This window comes from Streptomyces agglomeratus (genome assembly GCF_001746415.1).
Classification (GTDB): Bacteria; Actinomycetota; Actinomycetes; order Streptomycetales; family Streptomycetaceae; genus Streptomyces; species Streptomyces agglomeratus.
This window is the reverse complement of record NZ_MEHJ01000001.1, coordinates 4,210,110-4,227,022: the sequence shown is the minus strand read 5'-3', so window position 1 is coordinate 4,227,022 and position 16,913 is coordinate 4,210,110. Positions and strand designations below refer to the sequence as shown.

Here is a 16,913-nt window from a genome sequence, read left to right as displayed (position 1 = left end):
CCACTGTGGCACCCGTCACTGACATCGCAATGTCGGTGGGCCAAGTGCCGGAACGCTTGCGCCGCACCCTAGTTGGGGGTTCGGCGGCCGTCAGCCGGATGGACCAGCGGTCACCCGATGGAATGGCTTTGGGGAAAGCTGCTGACTTGGTCGGCAACAGGAGAGGGCGCGGTGGCCCGGGTGAGTGGAGTGGGCGCAGTGGGTGGTCAGGACCCCGCTGCCGCCTTCTGGGCGATGTCCGTGCGGTGCTGGGAGCCGTCCAGGCGGATCCGGGAGACGGCCTTGTACGCGCGCTCGCGGGCCTGGGTGAGGTCCTTGCCGGTCGCTGTCACGGACAGCACCCGGCCGCCCGCGCTCACGATCGCGTCGCCCTCGCGCCGCGTGCCGGCGTGCAGGACGTACGCATGGGGCGCATCCTGGGCCGCGACCTCGCCGAGGCCCTCGATCGGGTCCCCCGTGCGCGGCGTTTCCGGGTAGTTGTGCGAGGCGATGACGACCGTCACGGCGGCGTCGTCGCGCCAGGTCAGCGGCGGCTCGACGTCGAGAGTGCCGTTGGCGGAGTGCAGCAGGACGCTCGCCAGCGGGGTCTTGAGACGGGCCAGGACCACCTGGGTCTCCGGGTCGCCGAAACGGGCGTTGAACTCGATGACCCGTACGCCGCGCGAGGTGATCGCCAGACCCGCGTACAGCAGCCCCGAGAAGGGAGTGCCGCGGCGGCGGAGCTCGTCCACGGTCGGCTGGAGGACGGTCGCCATGACCTCGTCGACCAGCTTGGGGTCGGCCCACGGGAGCGGGGAGTACGCGCCCATGCCGCCGGTGTTCGGGCCCTCGTCGCCGTCGAGCGCGCGCTTGAAGTCCTGCGCGGGCTGGAGCGGGAGGACGGTCACACCGTCGGTGATCGCGAAGAGGGAGACCTCGGGGCCGTCGAGGAACTCCTCGATGACCACGCGGTCGCAGGCGAGCGCGTGGTCGCGGGCCGCCGCGAGGTCGTCGGTCACGACGACGCCCTTGCCGGCGGCGAGACCGTCGTCCTTCACGACGTACGGCGCGCCGAAGGCGTCCAGTGCCGTGTCGATCTCTTCGGGGGTGGTGCAGACGTAGCTGCGGGCGGTGGGAACGTTCGCCGCGGCCATCACGTCCTTGGCGAACGCCTTGGAGCCCTCCAGCTGGGCGGCCTCCTTGGACGGGCCGAAGCACGGGATACCGGCCGCGCGCACGGCGTCGGCGACGCCCGCGACGAGCGGCGCCTCCGGGCCGACGACGACGAGGCCGGCGCCGAGCTCGCCGGCGAGGCGGGCCACGGCGGCGCCGTCGAGGGCGTCGACCGGGTGCAGCTCGGCCACCTCGGCGATGCCGGCGTTGCCGGGGGCGCAGTACAGCGCGGTGACGTCGGGATCGAGGGACAGAGAGCGGCACAGGGCGTGTTCGCGGGCGCCGCCGCCGATGACGAGGACCTTCACGGTGTGCAGCCTAGCCCGCGCGCCGCGCTCCCCCCGCCGGGCTACTCGTTCGTGAACTCCTCGACGACCGTCGCGCCCAGTTCCCGCACGATCAGGTCATGACCGGAGAGGGCCGAGTCGACGAGGTCCGGGTCGTCCTCTTCCGGTACGTCGTCCTCGATCGCCATGGGCGGCGGCGCGGGTGCGGGCGGGGGCGCCGAGTCCATGGCGTACGAGCTGCCCGGAGCCCCTTCGGGGGCCGGCCGCTGCGGGCCCGGGGACTGCGGGCCGGTGTGGGCCGGGGCAGGCTGGGGCTGCGGGGCGGGCTGGGCCGGTCGCGGTGCCGGGGCAGGGGGCCGGCCGCCGAAACCGCCTCCACCCGCGGCGCCACCACCGCCGAAGCCGCCTCCCGCACCGGGGGGCTGCGCGCCTCCGCCGCCTGCGCCGCCGGACGGGTCGACAACCGACTCGATCTTCCACTGCACGTTGAAGGACTCGGCCAGCGCCTGCTTCAGCACGTCCTCGCTGCCGCTGCTCGCGAAGTTGTCGCGGGCGCCGGCGTTGATGAACGCGATCTGGAGCGTGGTCCCGTCGAAGCCGCTGACCTGGGCGTTCTGGCTGAGCAGGATCCAGGTGAAGCGGCGCCGGTTCTTGACGGCCTCCAGAATGCCCGGCCACATGTTCTGCACTTGTACGGCGCCCTGCACGGCCTGCTGCGAGACGGCGGGCGCGGCAGCAGCCGGAGCGGCGGGGGCCGACGGCGCCGCTGCGGGCGGCGCGGGCTGCGGTTCGGGCCGGCCCTGGCCCGGGGCGGAGGCGGTGGGCCACCCGCCGGGCCGGCGCCCCCCGGCGTCCTGCCCGGCGGCACCGGCGCCGCCGGAACCGGGCCACGCACCGGGGCGCTGACCGCCCTCGGGGGCGGCCGGCCCGGCCACGGGCGCCAGCGGTGCGGGCGCCGCTGCGGGGACGGGCGCGGGCACCACGGGGGCGGGGGCCGGTGCGGCCGCCGCAGCCGCGGGCGCCCCGTGCGCCTCGGCGCCCGGTACATATCCCATCGCCGGACCGGGGGCGGCGGCCGCGGCCATGAAGGCGCCGCCGCCGTTGCGCTCCAGGCGGTCCAGCCGCGCCTGGAAGGAACGCTCGTCGTCGAAGGCGGCGGGCAGCAGCACGCGGGCGCAGATCAGCTCCAGCTGGAGCCGGGGCGACGTCGCCCCGCGCATCTCCGTGAGGCCGGTGTTGACCAGGTCGGCGGCGCGGCTCAGCTCCGCGGCGCCGAAGACCGAAGCCTGGGCCTGCATGCGCTCCACGACATCCGCCGGCGCGTCGATCAGGCCCTTCTCGCGGGCGTCGGGCACGGCGGCGAGGATCACCAGGTCGCGCAGCCGCTCCAGCAGGTCGGCCACGAACCGCCGGGGGTCGTTGCCGCCCTCGATGACCTGGTCGACGACCTCGAACGCGGCCGCCCCGTCCCCGGCCGCGAAGGCGTCCACGACCGAGTCGAGCAGGGAGCTCTCGGTGTACCCCAGGAGCGCGGTCGCCATGGCATATGTCACACCGTCGTCGGCCGCGCCGGCGAGGAGCTGGTCCATCACGGACATCGAGTCACGGACGGATCCGGCCCCGGACCGTACGACGAGGGGCAGTACGCCGTCCTCGACCGGGATGCCCTCCTTGCCGCACACCTCGCCGAGGTACTCGCGCAGGGTGCCCGGCGGCACCAGGCGGAACGGGTAGTGGTGCGTACGCGAACGGATCGTGCCGATGACCTTCTCGGGCTCCGTCGTCGCGAAGATGAACTTCAGGTGCTCCGGGGGCTCCTCGACCACCTTCAGCAGGGCGTTGAAGCCCGCCGGGGTGACCATGTGCGCCTCGTCGATGATGTAGATCTTGTAGCGGCTGCTCGCCGGGCCGAAGAACGCCTTTTCCCGCAGGTCACGGGCGTCGTCCACGCCACCGTGCGAAGCGGCGTCGATCTCGATGACGTCGATCGAACCCCGGCCGTTCCTGGCCAGGTCGACGCAGGACTGGCACTCGCCGCACGGGTTCGGAGTGGGACCCTGCTCACAGTTCAGACAGCGGGCGAGGATGCGGGCGCTGGTCGTCTTTCCACAGCCCCGCGGCCCGCTGAACAGGTACGCGTGATTGACCCGGTTGTTACGCAGGGCCTGCTGCAAGGGGGCAGTGACATGCTCCTGCCCGATGACCTCGGCGAACGACTCGGGACGGTAGCGGCGGTAGAGCGCAAGGGACGACACGTATACGAGGTTATCGGGACCCACCGACAACCGGCCCCGCCCAACGCAAGCGCCCCCCACGCACCCGCCAGAGCCCACTTACCCTTGCTGCCTTCCGGCCCTGGGGGAGTTCGGTGAGATAGCGCCACGTGAGGGGCTGGCCCCCACCCTAGCGGATCGCCCCCCGGGAAAACGAGCCCGGCCCCCACCACGCGGAACGCGTTCGCGAGCACTCCTCAACGTCTTGTATTGTTTGCGGCGGAGGATTCGCCTAGTGGCCTAGGGCGCACGCTTGGAAAGCGTGTTGGGGGCAACCCCTCACGAGTTCGAATCTCGTATCCTCCGCACTTGCCCGTCAGGGCAGACGAAGGCCCCGACCGGGAAACCGGCCGGGGCCTTCGTCGTTGAGCGAGGACCGTCGCTCAGCGGTAACGACTCGGGGATGGGGAACAGCTGTGGACAGCACGCTCGGGGAACAGGTCATGCTCCTCTCGCTGGAGGACGACACGGGTGCCGGCCAGGAGCCGATGAGGACGGGGCTGGCGGTGGCGGGGGCCGCGCTGGTGGAGCTGGCGCTCCTGGGGCGTATCGCCGTGGTGGGCAAGGACATCGTGGTGCGGGACGCGGCACCGGTCGGGGAGCCCGCCGTGGATCCGGTGCTCGCGGCCCTCGCCGGGCGGGAGAAGCCCCGCAAGGCGCGCGACTGGGTCGAGCTGCTCCAGAAGGACGCGGTGAACGCGGCGCGTGGGCGGCTGCTGGAGCGGGGCCTCGTGCGCGAGGAGAGGAAGCGGGTCTGGGGGATCTTCCCGACCCGCCGCTACCCGGAGGCCGACGGGAGCGTGGAGCGCGAGCTGCGGGACACGCTGGAGGCGGTGGTCCACGGCGGCGCCGAGCCCGACGAGCGGACGGTGGCGCTGCTGGGGCTGCTGCACGGCGCGGGGCTCCAGGAGCTTGCGTTCCCCGAGGCGGAGAAGAAGGCGCTCGACCGGCGCCTGACCGAGCTGGCGCAGGGGCAGTGGTCGGTTCCCCTGGTGCGGGACGCCGTGCGGGCGGTGCAGGCCGCCACCACCGCGACGATCGCCGCCGTGACGGCCGTCACCCTCACCTGAAAGTCACCCTCATTTGAAGTCACCCCGGCCTGAAGTCACCCCCGCCTGACCCGGCAGGCGCGGCGGGCCCGGCAGGCGCGGCGGGCCCGACCGGTGTGACTGCCGGGTGCCGGGCGCGGCGGGACCGCCCGGCGGCCTCAGACCGAGGTCGCCGGGCGGGGTACGCGCTCGTCGCAGGAGGCGGTACGCCGCCAGGCGCGCAGGCCCGGGTCGGCCAGTGCCCGGTCCACCAGCGAGCGGACCTCGGCGGCGCTCGCCCGGCCGCCCGTGCTGACCCGCAGACAGACCTTCTGGCCGGGGTACGTCGGGGCGTACCGCCACTGGGGCGGCAGCAGGGCGATCAGGCGGACCGCGGCCAGCTCGGGTGCTCCCGCCCCGCCGTCGTCCCTTGGAACGATTAATACGTGGTCGTGGGCGTTCGGGGCAGTCATGTCGGTCTCCCTGGTCAGCGGGCGGTGCCGGCGAGGAGCCGTACGGGCGGGCGTACGGCGGCGCGGGGTTCCGGCGGGGCGGGCCGGGAAGCGGGGAGGGCGGCGAAGAAGGGCAGGCACGGCCTGGCGGCCAGTGCGGCGTCCACGGTGAGCAGTACGCCGCACGCGCCGGTGCCGAGGTCGGCCGACAGCCGCAGCGTCTGGTCGCCGAGGAACGTCAGGTGTCCCTGGTGCGGGATGGCGTGCCAGCCGAAACCGGCCAGGTGGGCGCGGATCGCGCGCTCCGTGTCCTGGCTGCCGTCGTCGAGGTGCGTCAGGGCCGCGAGCGTACCGGCCCGGCCGTTGAACAGGCCACTCTGGTGGGCGAATTCGGGCTGGAGTTCCCGTCGCACGGTGTCGCGTACGGCGGCCAGTTCCGGGTCGGGCCGGTGCGCGAGGAAGTCGTGCAGCACCATGCCCAGGCCGGCGCTTCCCGCGCCCAGGTGCGGGCGGGCCCAGGGGGCGCCCTCCGGCGCCTCCTCGTACGGCAGCCGGCCGGTCTCCGCCAGGTCGCGCCGCAGGGCGGACTCGGCGGCGGTCAGGTAGGCGCCGTCCAGGGTGCGTTCGTACATCCGCAGCAGGAACAGGGCCTCACCGGAGCCGCCGTGCAGCAGGCCGGGGAGCCGCTTGCCGGGGGTGTCGGCGTGCGGGCGGGAGATGACGCGGGCGGCTGTCGCGGCCGCCTCGTCCAGCAGACCGCGCTCACCGGTGCGGTCCGCGAAGTGCAGCAGCGTCAGCCCCAGGCCCGACAGGCCCGCGTGCAGGCTGTCGTCCAGCTCCTCCCGCGGCAGCGCGAGGGCCCGGTCCAGTACGCCGAGGGCCTCCGCCGGGCGGCCGAGCCGGTCCAGCGCGTACGCGATGCCCGCCAGCCCGTGGTGGAATCCGGGCTGCGGGTCCGGCGCGGTGCGGACCGCGGCCGTCAGCCACTCGACGTGCTCCCCGGGGACGGTGGTCCCGGTCTCGGCGAGGGCCCACAGCACGCCGGCCGCGCCGTTGGCGAACCCCAGTCCGCCGCCCGGGGTGGTGAACTGCTCGACGTCTCCGGGGAAGAGCCGGTCCGTACGGTGCGGGGTCGCCGAGGCGAGGACGGCGGCCGCGATGCGCTCGCGGGTCTCCGGCCAGTTCCCGGCGTCGGGCGCGGCCCACACCACGTCGGTGGCGCGCCGGGCGCCGGCGGGCGGGGCGGAGGTGTGGCCCAGCTCGCGGCGGACCTGGTCGGCGAAGCCCGGCGGTACGGGGAAACGGTCGGTGATCAGCTCCAGGAGCTGGTCGGTCTTCTCGGGCGCCCAGGGCATCACCACCGTCAGCGGGAGGAAGACGGACAGCCGCAGGCAGCCCAGCGCGTAGCGGTCGACCGCGGTGCCGCTCCAGCCCGCCGGGGCCCGGAAGCCGGGCGCTCCGATGGCCTGGGCGGTGTCGTCGGCGGCCTCGCTGGCGGTCTCCATGTCGATGAAGGCCACCGTGCCGTCCGGACGGACGAGGATGTTGTTGGGGTGCAGGTCGCCGAAGACCACACCGCGGCCGTGCATGGCCCGTACGGTCTCGTCCACCTGGTCGAGGATGTCCAGCGCCCAGCGGGTGTACGCCGCGGTGTCCTGCGCGGTGACGCTCCCGGCGCCGCCCACGACCGGGTTGCACATGGCGCTCTCCTTGGCCAGGGACGCGCCTTCGACGTACTCCCGGGCGAGGAACCAGTGCTCGCTGCCCTTGCGGAAGTCGAGGGCGCGCGGGACGGCCGGCAGTCCGGCCAGCGTGGTCAGCGCCCAGTGTTCGCGGGCGAGCCGGGTCACCGCGTCGGTGCCGTCCTCGTCCAGCCCGGCCAGCGGGCGGGCCTCCTTGAGCAGTACCTCGGAACCGTTGTGCAGGTGGGTGGCGCGGTACACGCCGCCGCCGTTGGAGAAGTGCAGGGCCTTGGTGGCACGGAACGGGAAGTCGCGCAGCGTGCCCGCGCCGCGCGCCGCCAGCGCCTCCTGGAGGCACGCGGGCAGGGTGACCCAGCCCGGCGGCCGGAAGGAGGGGCCGCGTACGTCGGGGACGAGCCGGCCGTCGGGGTCCTCGATGCAGTGGACCAGCTCGCCGGAGGGGGCGCGGCCCATGCGGGCCACGAAACCGCCGTAGCGGACGTACAGCGGACCCAAGCGCCAGCGCAGGTCGCTGAGGATGTACGGGCCGCTCTCCCCGTCCAGCAGTTCGCCCAGTTCGGCCAGGACCACCGCGAGCTGCTCGTCGTTCAGCGGGTAGAGCGCCATGAACTTGCCGCTGCTGCCCCGGTCGCCGTACTTGCTGTTGCGGCGGTGCAGGAGCGTGGAGCTGCGGATGAACTTGAACATCAGGCCCTGCTCGAAGCAGTACGAGCGGACCGTCTCCAGGACGCGCTCGGCGTTGTCCGGACCGGCCGAGACGTGGATCTTCCAGCCCTGCGCGGGCAGTTCGTGGTCCGGCGGGGTCAGGACCACCCACTCCGCGAGGTCGCCCTGCGTCCAGCCGGGCGGCGGCGGGGCGAGGACCGCCGCGAAGTCCTGGTCGGCGGTGGCGCCCGTGTCGGGAACGTCGTAGTACGGCGTGCCCACCGGGCAGTGGTGCAGGTAGCGAAGGTCCATGGTCTCGGGTCTCTTCCCGCTCGGGATGCGTCAGGGGCCGGGGGGTGCGGGGCGGCGGGCCGCCGTCAGCGCCACACCGGGGCGATGTACTTGGTGAGGACCCAGTCCCACAGCGGACGGGTCCCGGCGTCGATCCGGGCGGTGCCCGTGCGGTCCTCGGGGGCCTCGCCGACGCTCAGGGGGTAGGCCAGTACGGGCGACGGAAGGGCGTCCGTACGGACCGGGAGGAAAGCCGAGATCGATGCCGTGGACTCGGCCGGGCCGGCGGCGGCGACCGTCGCCGAGCCCGTCTGCCGGCGGGTCATCAGGCCGGAGGTGATGAGCTCGACCGTGGCGCCCTCCCGGATCAGCGACCGGTCGGCGCTGGTCGGCAGGACCAGCTCGGTGCGCCCGTCGGCCCGCGTGACGTACCCGCCGGAGACGGCCAGGGGCAGCTGTACGAGCAGGGCGGCGGCGGTGGCCGCGCCCGCCACCACGGCGGTGACGGCGACGGTGCGCCACGGACGGCCGCCGGCGGCGCGGGCCTCCCGGCAGGCACGGACGTAGCCCGCGCCCAGCCGGTAGAGCAGGTAGCCGACGCCCAGGAAGAGCATCCAGGCGCCGACGGGGCCGAGCCGCTGGAGCAGGTCCGACCACAGGGCGAGGGCCCCGGCGACGATGTAGAGCGGGAAGGCGGCGCAGGCCAGGCCGTACGGGACCGACCAGGAGCGGCCGGGCAGTTCACGCTCGTACCGGCCGCCGAACAGGACGCGGGTCAGCCAGCGGCGGCCGTCGGTCATCGCCCTGTCCCGCAGGTGGGGAATGTCCAGGTGGCTCATGAGAGCGATGTAGCCGTCGAGCTTGACCAGCGGGAGGAGGTTGACCAGTCCGGAGACGTACGTCGTCAGGGCCAGCACCAGCAGGGCGTCGCGCAGGGTCGTGGGGCCGAGGAACAGGGCGGTGAGCGCGGCGGAACCGGCGATCACGGTCTGCGTCGTGATGCCGGCCAGGGCCACCCTGACGCGCTGGTGGGGGTGCGGAAGCCGCCAGCCGTCCGACACGTCGCAGAAGAAGGCGGGCGAGAGGTAGAAGAGCATCACGCCCATCCGGCTGGGGCGCCCGCCGTAGTAGGTCAGGACCGCGCCGTGGCCGATCTCGTGGACGACCGTGGTGGCGAGTACGCCGGCGACGACCCCGAGGTACGCGGCCAGCGGCAGCGGCCGGCCGAGCGCGCCGGTGAGGGCCGGGGCCAGCAGCGCGAGGGCGAGGATGCCGCCGACGGCGACGGCCGCGGCGACGACCGCCATCGCCCGGTTCGCGAGCGCCGAGATGACGGGCACCAGCCGGGCCAGCACCCGTTCGGGCCGGACCACCGTGAACTGGACGGTCAGCGGAGGCACGAACCGCACCCAGGACGCCTTGCGGCGGCGCGGCCGCCCGTCGTCGAGCAGCTTGCTGCCCGCGAGCCTGCGTACGGCGGTGTCCACGTGGCCGGAGGTCCAGGGCGGGCCCAGGACCTGCGCCAGCTCGGCGTGGTCGCGGGTGCCGTCCAGGGTGCGGATCAGCCGGGCGAGGTCGGGGGCGACCCGGAAGTGCTGGTGGTGGCCGCGCTGGACGACCCAGGGGGCACCGTCCTCGACGGGCTCGTGCACCGCGACGTCGGGGGCGGTGCGGGGCCGGTCGATGAGGGCGGTGTCGCCGCCGGCGGGTGCTGTCTTGGTGGGCATGTCGGGCCTTACCTCACGTAACGTCGCGGGTGAACAGCAGCTTGCGGGCGGCGAACCCGGCCGCGGTCAGCCAGCCGCCGATGACGAGCAGGGCGACCGGGACGGAGAGCAGGTCGGGCTTGGCGTCCCGGTAGACCGAGCTCATGGCGATGGTCAGCAGGAACTTGGCGACGTCCGGGGCGAGTTGCTGCACTCCGGGGTCCACCAGCAGGGTGAGGGCCATCAGCAGCACGACCGTCGCCGTCTGGTGCCGCACGATCCAGCCGAGGAACGCGCCCCAGGCCGCCGCCAGCACGTTGCAGGCGAGGACGCCGAGCGCGATGAGGGTGGTCTCGGTGGTCCACTCGGGGCTGTGGCCGAAGTGGTTGAGGGTCGCGTACGCGCAGAGGGCCGCCAGGGCGGCCGCCAGCAGCCCGTACAGGACTCCCGAGAGCGTGGCGACGGTCAGTTTGGCCGCGAAGAGGCGGCCGCGGGTGCCACTGAGGAGGACCGAGCGCGTGATGGAGCCGCTCGCGTACTCACGGGTGACGAGCAGGGCGCCGAACAGCGACGAGAAGAGGAACGTCATCATCCAGGCCCGCACCACGTCGTCGGTGACGGCGGACGGTGAGGCCGCTCCGGTGGTGATGGCAGCGTCGCCCTGGGAGGCGAAGCCGAAGCCGGAGGTCAGGCTCATCAGTACGCCGAGGCCCGCGAGGATCCACCAGGTGCGGCCGGTGGTGGCCTTGCGCCACTCGGCGGTGATCAGGTCACGCATGGGTGAGGCTCCCCTCGGGCTTCGATCCCGGCTTCGCTTCGGGATTCGCTTCGGGCCGGGGTCCGGTCGCTCCGGAAGCCGCGTCGGTTCCGGGCGCCTCTCCGGCCAGTGCGAAGAAGCGGTCTTCGAGGCGGTGGGCGCCGTTGCCGGTGAGGTCGGCGAGCGTGCCGGCGTACCGCAGGGTGCGCTGGACGACCACCACGTCGTCGACGGTCTGCTCGACCTCGGCGAGAAGGTGGCTGGAGACCAGGACGGTGCGGCCCTCGGCCGCGAGGGCGCGCAGGGTCTCGCGGAGCTGTCGGATGCCGTCCGGGTCGAGGCCGTTGGCCGGCTCGTCGAGGATCAGCAGTTCGGGGTCGGGAAGGAGGGCGGTGGCCAGGCCGAGGCGCTGGCGCATGCCCGTCGAGTACCCCTTGACCGGGCGGTCGGCCGCCTCGGACAGGCCGACGAGGCCGAGGACTTCGTCGGTCCTGCGGGCCGGCAGGCCCAGGGTGGCGGACCAGATGTCCAGTTCCCGGCGGCCGGTGGCGCCGGGGACCGAGCCCAGGCCGTCCATGCAGACGCCCACGCGGTGCGCGGCGCGCGGAAGTTGCGCGTACGGGCTGCCGAAGACGGTGGCCGAGCCGGAGGTCGGGGCAGCGAGTCCGAGGAGCATCCGCAGGGTGGTGGTCTTGCCGGCCCCGTTGCGCCCGAGCAGCCCGGTGACACGGCCCGGCCGGACCTCGAACGTGAGGTCCTCCACGGCCGTGACCCCGCCGAAGCTCTTGGTCAGGTTCCGGAAGGCGACGACCGGGCCGGCGCTCATCGGCGGGCCGACCGGAGCTGGGCGCCGAACACTCCCGCGCACACCAGCAGACCGGCCACCAGCACGGCGGTGACGGCGACGCGAGCGGTGCCGTCGAGCGCGATCAGGGCGAGGGACGTGGCGATGACCAGGAAGGCGGCGGCGAGGGCGGTCCTGCCGCCGGCGCGGGACGGGTTCGAGGGGGGCGGGGAGGCCGGCTGCGGCATGAGTGTCTCCAGTTCCGGAAGTCCGGGTGCTGCTGTGCGGGGTGGGGGGAAGTGGGGCCGCGCCCGGCCGGGTGTCGTCACCCGGCCGGGACGCGGAGCGCCGTCAGGGGCGGAGCGCCAGGTGGCGCGGCGCCGTCAGGTGGCGATGGCGGCGGAGGCGATGGCCGCACCGCTGATCGCGGCGCCGGCGGTGAAGCCGGTCCAGAAGCCCGGGGCCTCCATGGCCTCCAGCTCCTGCATGTTCAGCTCCAGCGCGTCGGTGCCGTCCTGGGTGCCCTGGAAGGCGGGGGTGAGGTGCTCCATGAGAGTTCCTTACGTCGATGAGATGCGGTGAGGTACTGCGGTACTGCCTGTGGTGCGGTACTGCCTGTGGTGCGGTGGTGCGGTACTGCCTGTGGTGCGGTTCGGCGGGCCGGATCAGGTGATGATCGCGGCGGAGGCGACGTAGCTCAGGTAGCCCGCGGCCGAGGTGCCGACGACACCGGCGCTGACACCGGCCGCCGTCCACCAGCCCGGCGCCTCCATGGCCTCGAGCTCCTGCATGCCGAGCTCCAGCTCCGCCGGGAACGCGCCCTGCGCGCCCAGCTCCTGGCCGGACTTGTAGATGTTCTCCATGGTCAATTTCCTTTGCTGTGGGAGAAGTCGATGGGTTGTGCGGTGGTGAGGTACCGCTTGTGGTGCGGCCGGATCAGGTGATGATCGCGGCGGAGGCGACGTAGCTCAGGTAGCCCGCGGCCGAGGTGCCGACGACGCCCGCGCTGACACCGGCCGCCGTCCACCAGCCCGGCGCCTCCATGGCCTCGAGCTCCTGCATGCCGAGCTCCAGCTCCGCCGGGAACGCGCCCTGCGCGCCCAGCTCCTGGCCGGACTTGAAAACGTCCTGCATGGTCATCTCCTGTGTTGTCGTGGGCTTCGTGAGCCCCGTGACGCGTGTGTGTTTCTCTGCCGCGCCGGAGGACCGATCCGTCCGGCGCGGAAGTCTGTGGTGGCGGCCGTCAGGCCGCGGTGGGCATCCGCACGGGCACCGGCGGGGACGCCACCGCGTCCCCGAGGAGCCGGCGGATGTCGTCGGCCCGCAGGCCGCCGAGCATCGGCAGCCCCGCACCCCAGGCCCGTACGATCCGAGCCGTGATCGCGTCCAGCCGGCCGGCGTCCGCCGCTGTCCGGCTGTCGATCAGCCAGTGCCCAGCCAGCGCGGCGACTCCGTCGGCCGGGTCGGCGGGCAGTACGCCGGGGGCGGTCGCCCGCAGCCCGGCCCACAGCCGGCGCAGCCGCGGCGCGGAGCCGAGCCGTTCGTCCCCGTCGAGCACGGCCCGCCACAGCGCCGGCAGCAGGGCCGCCACGGCGGTGACCTTGCGGATGCCCAGCGCGTGGGACAGTTCGTTGGCGACCAGCCAGCCCTTGACCGCGAAGGGCGGCCGGCCCAGGTTCAGCCAGTCGGCGTGGCCCAGCCCGCTGAGCCGGGCGATGTCGCCGCGGACCCGCTCGTCGGGCTGCCGCCCGGCCAGCCGGTCCTCGCGCACCCGGTGCCCCAGCGTGGTCAGCAGCCCGGCGACCGTCTCGGCCAGCGCGTCCTCGACGGGCAGGTCCCGGTGGTCCCCGACGTACGGGCTGACCACCCGGAACAGCGCCTCGAGGACGCCCTCCGCGAGCAGCTCGTCCGGCAGCGTCGCCGTGGCGGCGGGGTCCATCAGGGCCGCGTCGGGCCGCAGTGCCCCGCCCATGACCAGCCGCTTGCCGTCCCCGTGCGCCAGGCAGGCCACGTGGCTCAGCTCGGACCCGGTGCCCACCGTGGTGGGTACGGCCACCAGCGGCACGCTCCGCGCCGTCCAGCGCGGCAGCACGACGAGTCCGCTGCGCTGCGGGCCGGTCAGCACCCCGCCCGCCTCGGGTACGGCGTGCTGCAGCGCGGCGAGTTTGGCCTGGTCGAGCAGGGTGCCGCCGCCGATCCCGATCACCAGGTCGGTGCCGTCGAGCCGGCTCGCGAGGGCGGCGATCGAGTGGGCGTCGCCGGGGCCGTCCAGTACGACCGTGTCGGTGTCGAGGCGGGAGCGGCCCAGGCGGTCGGTCACCGTACGCGTGATGGCGGCGTCGGCGACGGCCGCGTCGGCGAGGAGGGTGACGCGGTGGCCGCGGAAGTCCTCCAGCCAGGTGGTGAGTCCGTCACCGCCGTGCAGCAGCCGGGTGGGCCCGGACCAGCTCAGGCTCATCGCGCCGACCCCGCCAGTGCCGCCGGGGTGACGGCGTCGAGGCCGGTCCGTACGCAGCCGAGCAGTTCGTCCAGGTCGGCCTCGGTGTAGGTGAGGGCCGGGAAGAGCTGGACGCCGTGGACACCGGGGTGGACGATCGCTCCCGCCGCGCGGACGGCCGCGACCAGCGCGGGCACCTCGGCCTGCGGGAACGGCTCTCCGTCGGGGGTACGCAGCCGGATCGAGCGGAAGCAGCCGGCCCCGGTGGAACCGGTCACCAGGTCGTGGGAGGCGGCCAGTGCGGCGAGACGCTCGTCGAGCAGCGCGGACAGCCGGTGGGACAGGCCCACCGCGTCCAGCCGGCGCATCTCGGCCAGGGTGGCCAGGATGGTGGCGCAGGTGACGGGGGTCCCGGCCTGCGTCTCGCCGTGACTGAGCACCGCGTCGGCCTCGTCGAAGACCCCGGCGACCTGCCGGGACGCGAGTACGGCGGCGGCCGCGCTGGTGCCGTTGGTCAGCCCCTTGGACGCGATGAGCAGGTCCGGCCGGGCGGGCCAGCGCTCGGTGGCGAAGAAGTCGCCCGTACGGCAGAACCCGGTGGCCACCTCGTCGGCGACCAGCAGGAAGCCGTGCTCCTCGCGCAGGGCGAGCAGGGTGGCGAGATAGTCGTCGGTCAGCGGGACGGCTCCGCTGCCGAGGACCGGTTCGACGACGACGGCTGCGATCTGCGCCCCCTGCCGGGCGAGCAGCGTCACCAGTTCGGCCGGGTCGTTGGGCGTGACGTGACGGACCAGGCGCTGGTCGACGCCGTACACCTGCTGGCCGAGGTCGTCTCCGGTGAGTGCGAAGCCGCCGAAGGTCAGGCCGTGGTAGCCGCCGCGCAGCCCCACCACGATCTTGCGGCGGCCCTCGCCGCGCAGGGCGTGGTACTGCCGGGCCAGCTTCATCACGAGGTCGTTGGCGGCGCCGCCGCTGGTGGAGAAGAGGACGCGGCCGTAGTGCTCGGCGCCGGCCAGCTCGACGAGTTCGTCCGCCGCCCGCCGGGCGTAGGTGTTCTCGTACCGGAAGACGCTCAGGTAGGAGGCGTCGGTCAGGGCTTCGGCCGCCGCCCGGGCGATGGCGCGGTTGCCGTAACCGATGTTCGTGTTCCACAACCCGCTCGATCCGTCGAGGAGTTCACGGCCGTCGGCGAACCGGACCCGGACGCCTTCGGCGGAGACCGCGCACAGGTCGGGGCGGCCGTGGTCCGAGGGGGCGAGCAGGGAGGGCCACAGGGCCTGTGCGGTGCGGACGGCGTCGGCCGTGCCGTTCGTGCTCGTGCGGCTCATCGCAGGGCCTCCGCTTCCAGCAGTACGTCGTGGTGGCGCTCGCCGGCGCCGGTCAGGGGGATACGGGAGCGGACGGCGAATCCGGCCCGGGCCAGCTCGTCCTCCAGTACGGCGACGGGCAGGACGTTGATGGACGTCACGCACACGGGGACGGGTCCGGCGCCGGGCTCAGCCGGGAAGACGGTGACCGTACGGGTGCCGGAGCCGTCCACCCAGTGCTCGAACATCCGGTACGCGCGTCCGCTCGGGGCGGCGTGCAGCAGCTCCGCCTCGGCCGGCCCGTCGTCGTCCGGGTCGAGGTCCACCGTGGACAGGAGGAACCGGCCGCCGGGCTCCAGATGGTCGCGGACCGCCCGGTACAGGCCGGCCCGGCCGTCGGCGTCCAGCAGGGAGACGGTGGTGGTGCCCAGGACGACGACCGCGTACCGGCGGCCGAGCGAGAAGTCGCTCATGTCGGCCCGTACGGTGTCGCACCGGCCGCGCAGCGAGGCGGGCGCCTCGTCCAGGCGGGCGTGCAGCAGCCGCAGCATGTCCGGGGACAGTTCGAGGGCGGTGACCGGCCGGCCCGCCGCGAGCAGCGGGAACGTCAGCCGGCCGGAGCCGGCCGCCAGGTCGAGCACCGGGCCGGGGAACGGCCTGATGGCGGCGAGGAGTTCGCGGATTTCGAGGGTGTTGCCACCGGCGAGGTCGTGGTAGACCTCGGAGCCGGTCGCGTCGTACATGTCGCACAGCACGGCGCGGTCGCCGAGTTCGGCGAGCAGTTCACCGGCCCGTCCGGGCACGAGCCGCGCGGCGGGTGCCGTCGCGGGTGCCATGGGGAGTGTCGTCGCGGCTGTCGTGAACGTCGTGGTCACCGGGGTCACCGCCCTGCCGGTACGGAGGCGGCGGCGACAGCCCCGACGGAGTCCAGCGGCACGCCCGCCCCGGTGAAGAACCGGTCGACCGCCGCCAGGTGCTCCTCATCGGCGAACTCGGCCGCGGCGGGCCGCGATCCCAGGACCAGCAGCGCCTCGGCCGCCTGCGCGGCCTTCCGCTCCAGCTGGAACAGCCTGCGGCCGGCGCCCGGCCCGTGCCCGGAATCGGTGCTGTGGGCGCTGTGGGCGCTGTAGAGGAAGGAAGCGTCCTCGTTCCACAGCAGGAGCGGTACGTCGCTTCCCGTGTCCGCGCCGGGCACCGCCTCCAGGGCGGGCAGCATCCGGCCGCCGAACCCGGAGACGCGCAGCCGGTCGAGGCCACGGGCCCGCAGGTCGCGCAGGCCGTCGACGGCGGCCAGGTACCGGCCGAGCCAGGGGCGGGCGGCGAGGGCGGCGGAGCGTACTTCCTCCGGCAGCACCAGCCCGAGGGCAACCGGACAGGGCTGCGCGGACTCCTCGTTGTACCGCCGCCAGTTCTCCTCCAGGACGGTGAACGCGTCGCCCGGCTCGCCGAGGCGACGGCCCGTGGGAGAGGTGGAGACGCCGCCGTCGGCCGCGACGTGCAGCCGCAGCAGCGGACCGTCGCCGGACGGTCCCGCGCCCAGGGCGGGGAGATCGGCGAGCTGCATGACGGGGTGCGTGAGGAAGTCGGCGAACACTCCGTCGTGCCGCGCCCGGTCGGCGTCGTCGAGGAAAGCCTCGAAGTCGCTTTCGTCGGCGACCCGCAGCAGCGTGGGGCCGACCACCGACATGTACGCGCTGACGCCGTAGCTCTGCACCTGGAGGTAGAAGTCGGAGCCGATCGAGCCCTCACCGCCGGGCTCGCCGAACGAACCCTCGTACCCGATCACGGCCGGTCCCGCGTCCGGACCGGTACCCGCCTCCGTACCCGGGTGACCGGGGACGAAGACGGTGGCGCCGGGGCCGGCGAGGCCCGCCGCGAGTACGGCGTCGAGGTGTCCCGGGTCCTCCAGGACCACGGTGGCGGCGCCGCGCCGTGATCCGGGTGCGGACTCGGAGCCGGTGGAACCGGCCGTAGCCGGCCTCCCCGTGCCCCACTGCATCAGGTGTCTCTTGGTGGCACTCATGGGATTCCTCCTCTCATGCCGCGATCACGGCGTGGGGTGATGACGTTCGGTGGCCGGCGGGCGCGGTG

The 16,913-nt window shown here is 74.0% G+C and carries 16 protein-coding genes, 1 tRNA gene and 1 other RNA gene; 2 read left to right on the top strand and 16 right to left on the bottom strand.

Annotated elements, in window-relative coordinates; genetic code table 11:
• Positions 1–206: 206 nt before the first annotated feature.
• From purD to ffs, 3 genes are all read right to left on the bottom strand, one after another.
• Complete coding sequence (gene purD, locus AS594_RS18365) at positions 207–1,460, bottom strand: phosphoribosylamine--glycine ligase (RefSeq protein WP_069932589.1); 1,254 nt, start codon at positions 1,458–1,460, stop codon at positions 207–209.
• A 41-nt stretch (positions 1,461–1,501) separates the two neighbouring features.
• Positions 1,502–3,694, bottom strand: coding sequence for a DNA polymerase III subunit gamma and tau (locus tag AS594_RS18360; protein WP_069932590.1), 2,193 nt, complete (start codon positions 3,692–3,694; stop codon positions 1,502–1,504).
• A gap of 42 nt (positions 3,695–3,736) precedes the next feature.
• Positions 3,737–3,835, bottom strand: an RNA gene (gene ffs, locus AS594_RS18355) — signal recognition particle sRNA small type.
• Between the two features lie 98 nt (positions 3,836–3,933).
• On the opposite strand from ffs, the gene AS594_RS18350 reads away from it, so the two are divergent.
• Positions 3,934–4,018: transfer RNA gene (locus tag AS594_RS18350), tRNA-Ser, on the top strand.
• 110 nt (positions 4,019–4,128) lie between these two features.
• Positions 4,129–4,782, top strand: a complete 654-nt coding sequence (locus AS594_RS18345; RefSeq protein ID WP_107357919.1) for a GOLPH3/VPS74 family protein — start codon at positions 4,129–4,131, stop codon at positions 4,780–4,782.
• 137 nt (positions 4,783–4,919) lie between these two features.
• Here the strand turns inward: AS594_RS18345 and AS594_RS18340 are convergent, their stop codons facing one another.
• The 13 genes from AS594_RS18340 to mpaB form a co-directional block, all read right to left on the bottom strand.
• Positions 4,920–5,213, bottom strand: a complete 294-nt coding sequence (locus tag AS594_RS18340) for a hypothetical protein (protein ID WP_069932591.1) — start codon at positions 5,211–5,213, stop codon at positions 4,920–4,922.
• Positions 5,214–5,227: 14 nt separating this feature from the next.
• On the bottom strand, positions 5,228–7,852 hold the full coding sequence (lanKC, locus tag AS594_RS18335; RefSeq protein WP_069932592.1) for a class III lanthionine synthetase LanKC: 2,625 nt from the start codon (positions 7,850–7,852) through the stop codon (positions 5,228–5,230).
• 65 nt (positions 7,853–7,917) lie between these two features.
• Positions 7,918–9,558: a daptide biosynthesis intramembrane metalloprotease gene (gene mpaP / locus AS594_RS18330; RefSeq protein WP_069932593.1), complete on the bottom strand. Its 1,641-nt coding sequence runs from the start codon at positions 9,556–9,558 to the stop codon at positions 7,918–7,920.
• A gap of 13 nt (positions 9,559–9,571) precedes the next feature.
• Positions 9,572–10,315 (bottom strand): ABC transporter permease, encoded by a 744-nt coding sequence (locus AS594_RS18325; RefSeq protein ID WP_069928058.1) that lies wholly within the window; start codon positions 10,313–10,315, stop codon positions 9,572–9,574.
• Entirely contained in the window at positions 10,308–11,120 is an 813-nt protein-coding gene (locus AS594_RS18320; RefSeq protein ID WP_069932594.1) for an ABC transporter ATP-binding protein, read from the bottom strand. Before AS594_RS18320 ends, AS594_RS18325 begins: the two co-directional genes overlap by 8 nt.
• Positions 11,117–11,326: a hypothetical protein gene (locus AS594_RS18315; protein WP_069928057.1), complete on the bottom strand. Its 210-nt coding sequence runs from the start codon at positions 11,324–11,326 to the stop codon at positions 11,117–11,119. Before AS594_RS18315 ends, AS594_RS18320 begins: the two co-directional genes overlap by 4 nt.
• Before the next feature lie 135 nt (positions 11,327–11,461).
• Complete coding sequence (locus tag AS594_RS44710) at positions 11,462–11,629, bottom strand: daptide-type RiPP (protein ID WP_167368030.1); 168 nt, start codon at positions 11,627–11,629, stop codon at positions 11,462–11,464.
• A 114-nt stretch (positions 11,630–11,743) separates the two neighbouring features.
• Positions 11,744–11,941, bottom strand: coding sequence for a daptide-type RiPP (locus AS594_RS18310; protein WP_069928056.1), 198 nt, complete (start codon positions 11,939–11,941; stop codon positions 11,744–11,746).
• A 73-nt stretch (positions 11,942–12,014) separates the two neighbouring features.
• On the bottom strand, positions 12,015–12,212 hold the full coding sequence (locus AS594_RS18305; RefSeq protein ID WP_069930594.1) for a daptide-type RiPP: 198 nt from the start codon (positions 12,210–12,212) through the stop codon (positions 12,015–12,017).
• Positions 12,213–12,321: 109 nt separating this feature from the next.
• The gene (gene mpaC / locus AS594_RS18300; RefSeq protein ID WP_069932595.1) at positions 12,322–13,536 is read right to left on the bottom strand and encodes a daptide-type RiPP biosynthesis dehydogenase; all 1,215 of its coding nucleotides are present in this window, start codon (positions 13,534–13,536) and stop codon (positions 12,322–12,324) included.
• Entirely contained in the window at positions 13,533–14,843 is a 1,311-nt protein-coding gene (gene mpaD, locus AS594_RS18295; RefSeq protein WP_069932596.1) for a daptide-type RiPP biosynthesis aminotransferase, read from the bottom strand. The genes mpaC and mpaD overlap by 4 nt, the downstream gene beginning before the upstream one ends.
• Positions 14,840–15,697, bottom strand: coding sequence for a daptide-type RiPP biosynthesis methyltransferase (mpaM, locus tag AS594_RS18290; protein ID WP_240509045.1), 858 nt, complete (start codon positions 15,695–15,697; stop codon positions 14,840–14,842). Before mpaM ends, mpaD begins: the two co-directional genes overlap by 4 nt.
• Before the next feature lie 5 nt (positions 15,698–15,702).
• On the bottom strand, positions 15,703–16,845 hold the full coding sequence (mpaB, locus tag AS594_RS18285) for a daptide biosynthesis RiPP recognition protein (protein WP_069932598.1): 1,143 nt from the start codon (positions 16,843–16,845) through the stop codon (positions 15,703–15,705).
• Between the last annotated feature and the right edge of the window lie 68 nt (positions 16,846–16,913).